At 65.5% G+C, this 6,593-nt stretch carries 6 protein-coding genes; all 6 read left to right on the top strand.

The annotated features are described in order from the left end of the window. Window positions 1-557: XrtA system polysaccharide deacetylase (locus B1C78_RS15765; protein WP_245795464.1), on the top strand; the 557-nt coding region annotated here is incomplete at its 5' end. Window positions 558-565: 8 nt separating this feature from the next. Beyond that, entirely contained in the window at window positions 566-1,630 is a 1,065-nt protein-coding gene (locus B1C78_RS15760) for a FemAB family XrtA/PEP-CTERM system-associated protein (RefSeq protein ID WP_077280126.1), read from the top strand. Window positions 1,631-1,795: 165 nt separating this feature from the next. Beyond that, window positions 1,796-2,182 (top strand): GxxExxY protein, encoded by a 387-nt coding sequence (locus B1C78_RS15755; RefSeq protein WP_077280125.1) that lies wholly within the window; start codon window positions 1,796-1,798, stop codon window positions 2,180-2,182. A gap of 90 nt (window positions 2,183-2,272) precedes the next feature. Next, window positions 2,273-3,511, top strand: a complete 1,239-nt coding sequence (locus B1C78_RS15750) for a TIGR03087 family PEP-CTERM/XrtA system glycosyltransferase (RefSeq protein WP_077280124.1) — start codon at window positions 2,273-2,275, stop codon at window positions 3,509-3,511. A gap of 143 nt (window positions 3,512-3,654) precedes the next feature. Next, the gene (gene xrtA / locus B1C78_RS15745) at window positions 3,655-5,169 is read left to right on the top strand and encodes an exosortase A (RefSeq protein WP_077280123.1); all 1,515 of its coding nucleotides are present in this window, start codon (window positions 3,655-3,657) and stop codon (window positions 5,167-5,169) included. After that, window positions 5,156-6,328, top strand: coding sequence for a TIGR03088 family PEP-CTERM/XrtA system glycosyltransferase (locus B1C78_RS15740; protein ID WP_077280122.1), 1,173 nt, complete (start codon window positions 5,156-5,158; stop codon window positions 6,326-6,328). Before xrtA ends, B1C78_RS15740 begins: the two co-directional genes overlap by 14 nt. Window positions 6,329-6,593 lie beyond the last annotated feature (265 nt).

Here is a 6,593-nt window from a genome sequence, read left to right as displayed (position 1 = left end):
GCGAGGATGTGCGCCGCACCCGCGCGCTGCTGGAGGACACCACCGGCACGCCGGTGCTGGGCTACCGCGCTGCCAGCTATTCCATCGGGCGGGACAACCTTTGGGCCCTGGACGAACTGCAGGAATCCGGCTATCGCTACAGTTCCAGCATCTACCCGATCCGCCACGACCTCTACGGCATGCCCGAGGCGCCCCGTTTCGCCTTCCGTTATCGCGATGACGCGGGCCTGCTGGAGGTGCCGGTGACCACCGTGGAGATCGGCCGGCGCAAGTTCCCCTGCGGTGGCGGGGGCTACTTCCGGCTCTTTCCCTACGCCCTGTCGCGCTGGGCGCTGAACCGCGTCAACCGCCACGACGGGCAGTCCGCCGTATTCTATTTCCACCCCTGGGAGATCGACCCCGACCAGCCTCGCCAGGAGGGCATCGGACTCAAGACCCGGGTGCGCCATTACCTCAATCTCACGCGCATGGAGTCACGCCTGTCGCGTCTGTTGCATGACTTCCGCTGGGACCGCATGGACCGCATCTTTCTGCCGGAAGCGGAGCGGTCCCGATGAGTGTGGTCATGCATGATCTCCCGCGCACCGAGGCGGGAAACGGGATCGTATCCGTCGGATTGCTGGACGATGCGCGCGCGCCGGAATGGGACGCCTTCGTGGAATCCTGTCCGGATGCCACCTTCTTTCACAGGGCCGGCTGGCGCCGGGTGCTGGAGCAGGTATTGGGCCATCAGGCCCATTATCTTTATGCGGAGCGCGACGGCGTCATTGTCGGGGTCCTCCCCCTGGGCCACGTCAAGACGGTGCTGTTCGGCAATGCCCTCATCTCGGTGCCGTTCTGCGTCTATGGCGGCGTCGCCGCGCAGGATGAACGTGCCGCCGCGGTGCTCACCGATGCGGCCTGCGACCTGGCCGAGCGTCTGGAGGTGGATTACCTGGAGCTTCGCAACCAGGTGCCGCGCAATCCCGGCTGGCCGCGCAAGGACGATCTTTATGTCACCTTCCGCAAGCCCATCGACGCGGACGTGGAAAAGAACATGCTGGCCATTCCCCGCAAGCAGCGGGCCATGGTCCGCAAGGGGATCAAGCACGAACTGACGGGTGAGCTTGATGGCGATGTGGAGCGTTTCTTCCCCATCTACTCCGACAGCGTGCGCCGCCTGGGCACGCCGGTGTTCGCGCGGCGCTATTTCGAGGCCCTGATGGACGCGTTCGGCGACGACTGCGAGGTGCTCACCGTCACCCGCAACGGTGAACCGGTCTCCAGTGTGTTGAGCTTCTACTTCCGCGACCAGGTGCTGCCCTACTACGGCGGCGGCACCGAGCAGGCCCGCGAGGTGGCCGGCTACGACTTTCTCTACTGGGACCTGATGCGCCGTGCCTGCGAGCGGGGTTACCGGGTGTTCGACTACGGCCGCAGCAAGGTGGGCACGGGTTCATACAGCTTCAAGAAGAACTGGGGCTTCGAGCCTGAGCCGCTGCACTACGAGTACCACCTGGTCCGCGCGAAGTCGGTGCCCGACATCAACCCCCTCAACCCCAAGTACCGCCTGTTCATCGCAGCCTGGAAACGCCTGCCCCTGCCCGTGGCGAATCTTCTCGGCCCCATGATTTCCCGGGGGCTGGGCTGAAAAGGACTGTTGAACCACGAAGCGCACGAAGGACTGTGAATGATTGAACAGGAATGGGGCCTCAGAAACATGAGTGCCGTGGCTGACTGACTCCGGGTGGCTTCGAAACAGGGAGGATTGGACTCTCGCGAAGGCGCGAAGCCCGCAAAGGGAAGGGCGGATTCAATGGAAGAACAAATTGGAAAGCATGTTGTTGACTGCGCCGTTCAGATCCATAGGGAACTGGGGCCGGGGTTGTTGGAATCTGTTTATGAAGTCACGCTGGCGCATTCATTAGGGCAGCGTGGGTTGCGGGTTGAGCGTCAGGTGCCGGTCTCGTTTGTGCATCGAGGTATTACCTTCGACGAGGGGTTCAGAGCGGATCTGATTGTCGAACGACGCGTGATCGTTGAACTCAAATGCGTGGAGAGGCTGAACAATGCCCACAGGAAGCAGCTATTGACCTATCTGCGTCTCACCGACCTGAAACTGGGGTATTTGCTGAACTTCGGTGAGAGTTTGATGAAAAGGGGCATTTGCCGAGTCGTGAATCGGTTGCCCGACCAACGTTAAGGATTTCCTTTGCGGGCTTCGCGTCTTTGCGAGAGTAATGAATTTTGTTCAGACAGGGCACGTGAGCTTCGTGGTTAGAAAAGGGGTTCCATGAAAGATTTGCTCTACCTCGTCCACCGGATTCCGTTCCCCCCCAACAAGGGGGACAAGATCCGTTCGTTCAATCTGCTCAAGCACCTCGCCGGGAGATTCCGGGTTCACCTGGGCAGCTTTGTGGACGATCCCCACGACTGGCGCTACCAGGATGAGGTGGCCGCCTACTGCGAAAGCCTGTGCCTGCTGCCCCTGAATCCGCGCAGGGCGCGGCTGCGCAGTGTCGCGGGGCTGCTTTCGGGCGTGCCGCTGACGGTGCCCTATTACGCGGACCGGCGCATGGCGCTGTGGGTCAGCGAGACGCTGGAGCGGGGCGTCGATCACGCGCTGGTGTTCTCGGCCGCCATGGCGCAGTACCTGCCGCGAGAACAGGAGCAGCTGCACACGGTCATCGACTTCTGCGATGTGGATTCCGACAAGTGGCGCCAGTACGCGCAGGGCCATCGGTTTCCCATGAACTGGGTGTACCGGCGCGAGGCGCGCACCCTGCTCGGCTTCGAGCGGCGGCTTGCCTCGGCCTGCGATGCCTCGGTGTTCGTCAGCGAGCAGGAGGCGAAACTGTTCCGGGAACTGGCCCCCGAGTCGTCCGCGCGCGTGCATGCCATCGACAACGGCGTGGATACCGATTACTTCTCACCGGAACGGGACTACCCGGATCCGTACAAAGGGAAGGGTGCCGCGCTGGTGTTCACCGGCGCCATGGACTACTGGGCCAACGTGGATGCCGTCACCTGGTTTGCGAAGGAGGTGTTCCCGAGAGTTCGCGCGGCAAGGTCCGATGCGCGCTTCGTGATCGTGGGCGCGCGGCCGACGCCGGAAGTCAGGCGTCTGGAGGAACAACCGGGCGTGCATGTCACCGGTGCCGTGCAGGACGTGCGCCCCTACCTGGCCCATGCCCGTGCGGCGGTCGCGCCCTTGCGCATCGCCCGGGGCGTGCAGAACAAGGTGCTGGAGGCGATGGCCATGGGGCGGCCCGTGGTGGCCACGCCCCAGGCCCTGGACGGGCTCCGGGACTGCCCAGAGATGCGCTGGCTCGTGGCCGAGGCCCCCGCCGATCTTGCGAAGCTCTGCCTGCAGACGCTGGAGGACGGCGATTCCGCGGGGCACGGAGCGAAGGGGCGCGCCTGTGTGCTGGCCCATTACAGTTGGGCGGAGCACATGGATCGGCTCATGGCATTGCTGGACGCACCCACCGCCCCGGAGCCGGATGTACTGCGTGCGGGGGCCGGCGGGTGAGCACCGTCGTCTTGCAGGACATGCGCATATGTAGGTCGCCCTTCAGGGCGACGGCCGCGGCCTGGTCAGGCACCGCTCGTCGGGCTGAAGCCCGACCTACGGTCGAAGACAGATCGTCGGCCGCAGCAGGAAGGTGGTGAGGTATGCGGGCTGGCCTGCGCTACAACTGGAGTGCCGCTCTGGTATTGCTGACGGTTCTGGCCGTGCTGACCATGGCGCTGCTGTGGCCTTCGGTGCAGAGCATCAGCCACATCTGGTTCAATTCCGAGACCTACGCCCACGGCGTGCTCATCCTGCCGCTCGCCCTGTTCCTGGCCTGGACCCGGCGCCGGGATCTGGCGCGTGTGGTGCCTGAGCCGTCCCCCTGGGGCCTTGCCTGGCTGGCAGCCGCCGGACTGGCCTGGGTGCTGGCCCGCAGCGTGGACGTGAAGCTGATCCAGCACTTCGCCCTGGTGGCGATGCTGCCCGGGCTGGTGATCACCGTGCTGGGCGCACACGTGGCGCGCATGCTCGTGTTCCCCCTGGCCTACCTGTTCTTCGCCGTCCCCTTCGGCGAGTTCATGGTGCCGATCCTGCAGGAATACACCGCCTGGTTCGCGGTCTGGCTGCTGCAACTCTCCGGACTGCCCATGTACCGGGAGGGTCTCTACATCAGCATCCCCGCCGGCGACTTCGTGGTCGCCGAGGAATGCAGCGGGGTCCGCTACCTGATCGCCAGCATCGCGCTGGGGCTGATCTACGCGTACATCAGCTACCGGAGCGTCTGGCGCCGTGCCGCGCTCGTGGCCCTGGCCATCGCGCTGCCCATTATCGCCAACGGCATCCGCGCCTGGGGCATCATCATGATTGCCCACTGGACCGACATGGAGCACGCCGTAGGCGTGGATCACCTGATCTACGGCTGGATCTTCTTCGGCTTCGTCATGCTGCTGCTGTTCTGGCTCGGATCGTTGTGGTGGGAGAAGGGGGAGAAGAGCGACGCGGGCACCGAAATCACCGTGGCACAGCCGCGTGCGTTGGAGCCGTTCTCCACCGGCGTACTGCTGCTGGCCGTCGTGGCGGTGCTGGCCGCGCCCCGCGGAGGAGAGCTCTGGATGGAACAGCGCGCCCGGAACGCGGCGGTGGATGCGCCGCCGACGCTGCCTGCGGCACCGGGCGCGTGGCAGGGCCCGCAGGAAGCCGGCGGGGCCTGGCGGCCGCGGTACTACGACGCGGACACCGAACTGGCGGGGTTGTACCGCAGCGACGGCGAGGCGGTGGAACTGCACCTGTTCCGTTATGTGAACCGCGGCGGCGGCACGGAGATCGTGTCCTGGCGCAACCGCATGTTCGACGGAGACACCTGGCGCCGCTCCTCCGAGCGTGCCCACACTGTGGAGCGCCCCGACGGGAGCATGCTTCGCGTGCACGAGACGGTGATGCGCGCCGGCACCACGCGCCGGGTGGTGTGGCACTGGTACCAGGTCGGCGATCACACCACCACCCGGGGCATCGAGGTGAAGCTGCGCGAGGCGGGCGCCGTTTTCGCGGGCGACGGTCGGGGTGCGTTCCTGGTGGCGGTCAGCACGGAGGACGCCGAGCCGCTGGATCCTGCCCGGGAACGCCTGACCCGGTTCATCGGGGCGCTCCCCCTGCCGCTGGGGTATGCGCATGAGTAAGGCCGGTTCGGGCAGACCCGTGCCCCTGGTCGCCCATGTCATCCACCGGCTCGACGTGGGGGGCATGGAAAACGGCCTGGTGAACCTCATCAACCACATGCCTCCGGGCAGCTACCGCCATGCCATCGTGTGTATGACCGACTACACGGATTTCGCCCGGCGCATTCACCGCGACGACGTCACCCTGCACAGCCTTTACAAGCGCGAAGGCAAGGATCTGCGCGTACATCTCAGGCTGCGACACCTGCTGAAGACTCTTCGTCCTGACATTGTACATACGCGTAATCTCGCCACCCTGGAGGCCCAGGTTACCGCCGCTCTTTCCGGTGTGAAGGCACGGGTGCACGGTGAGCACGGCTGGGACGTGGGCGACCTGGACGGCTCCCGCGGCAAGAATCGCCTCATGCGCCGCCTGGTGCGCCCGCTGGTGGGCCAGTACATCGCCCTGTCGCGCCACCAGCTGGATTACCTGACCCGTTCGGTAGGCGTGCATCCCGAGCGCCTGAGCCACGTGTGCAACGGCGTCGACATCCGGCGCTTCAGTCCGAGGCCGCACGAATGGCAATCGCCCCTGCCCGAGGGGTTTGTCGCGACAGACAGCATCGTCATCGGCACCGTCCTGCGCATGCAGACCGTCAAGGCCCCCGAAGACCTGGCCCGGGCCTTCATCCTGCTGCGCGAGCGTGTACCGGAGCTGTTTCCCCGATTGCGCCTGGTGATTGTCGGTGACGGCCCCCTGTTTGAGGCCGTCTCGCGCATGCTGGCCGAGGCGGATGTCGACGCCCAGGCCTGGCTGCCCGGCGCCCGGGAGGACGTCCCCGACCTGATGCGCGCCATGGATATCTTCGTGCTCCCATCCCTGGCCGAAGGCATCTGCAACACCATCCTCGAGGCCATGGCCAGCGGCCTGCCCGTCATCGCCACCGACGTGGGCGGCAATCCCGACCTGGTCACCGTGGGAGAAACCGGCGCCCTCGTGCCGGCCGGCCAGCCGAATGCACTGGCGGACGCATTGGTCGATTACCTGACCAACGCCGATCGGCGCGAACGGGAAGGAAAAGCCGCACGCGCGCGGGCAGAGAAGGAGTTCAGCATGGAGGCCATGGTGCGCGGGTACATGGAGGTCTACGGCCGGGTCCTGCGGACGCATGACACTTGAACCACGAAGCGCACGAAGGCGAAGAGCCCGAACATGAAAGGCATTCTCTCCCGCAAAGAGCGCCAAGCACGCCAGGAATGTGAAGGCATCTCAGGTTTGTCCCCTCTCCCTCAGGACAAATCCGCCGGGAGCGGATTTGAACAGCCGACAGGCTGGCCCGAAGGGTGGAGGGCAGGACGCCCGGAATTTGAGGGTAGGGTGAGGGTGGTTTTGATCCTGCCTCGGCGGGCCCCCACCCCAACCCTCCCCCGCAAGCGGGGGAGGG

Source organism: Thioalkalivibrio denitrificans, assembly GCF_002000365.1.
Classification (GTDB): domain Bacteria; phylum Pseudomonadota; class Gammaproteobacteria; order Ectothiorhodospirales; family Ectothiorhodospiraceae; genus Thioalkalivibrio_A; species Thioalkalivibrio_A denitrificans.
This window is presented reverse-complemented; position numbering and strand designations above follow the sequence as displayed.